The sequence below is a fragment of the Weizmannia acidilactici genome, from assembly GCF_008974185.1.
In the GTDB taxonomy this organism is placed as follows: Bacteria; Bacillota; Bacilli; order Bacillales; family Bacillaceae_C; genus Weizmannia; species Weizmannia acidilactici.
Map to the genome: position 1 here is coordinate 1 of NZ_BKZP01000093.1, position 861 is coordinate 861.

Sequence of the window (861 nt, forward strand, 5' to 3'; positions counted from 1 at the left end):
CCTTCGTATCACCCTAAAATGATGACAAAGATTATCCTCTATGCTTACACTGAAAAAATCTATTCGTGCAGAGGCATCGAAAAAGCTCTTCGGGAAAATCTTCCGATGATGTGGCTTTCTGCCCAGCAAACCCCGGATTTCCGGACGATCAACCGGTTCCGTTCGGAACGGATGAAAGACATGATCGAGCCTCTTTTTACCGAACTCATCAAGCTTTTATTGGAACAAAAATATATCACGATGGAAAACTACTTCATGTACGGCACAAAGATCGAGGCAAACGCCAATAAGTACACGTTTGTCTGGAAAAAGGCAACAAAAAAATATGAAGAAAAGCTGCAGGAAAACCTTCAAAAGACATTTCAACTCATCGAAGAAATGATTGAATTAGATGAGGAAACATTGAAAGAAATGAAAGCTCCGGCTGAACGTGTAAGTGCAAAACAGCTGGAGAAGATTGCCGAAAAGGTGGAGCAAAAAGTCAAAGAAGCTGAAACAGACGCAGAGCAGGAAGAAGACAAGCAACTGAATGGTCGCTCTCGTCTTGGAAGGACCGAACAATCAAAGAGAGGTTTTCGTCTGGAAATTCTGTATGGCAATGACACAGACAATCCGAATCGGACTTACTTGAGGGAGGTAGTGGTGAATTCCATGAGGGACCTTAAGAGGGTGGAGCCAGAACAGGTTTATTGAAGGAATAGGAAACTCACGTAAGGAGCAATACACATGAGGATGGGGCAGGTATTATCACGTGAAAATTTACTGGAAGCACTTCATCGTGTGGAAAGGAACAAAGGCAGCCATGGAGTGGATGGCATGCAGGTTTCCGAATTACGACCGTATATTATGGAACATTGGCAT

The 861-nt window shown here is 43.2% G+C and carries 2 pseudogenes; both read left to right on the plus strand.

Annotated features, from left to right (window positions below):
- A pseudogene (locus tag BpJC4_RS17285) lies at positions 1-403 on the plus strand (transposase); the annotation flags it as partial.
- Positions 404-726: 323 nt separating this feature from the next.
- Positions 727-861 (plus strand): annotated as a pseudogene (locus BpJC4_RS16785) (group II intron reverse transcriptase/maturase); the annotation flags it as partial.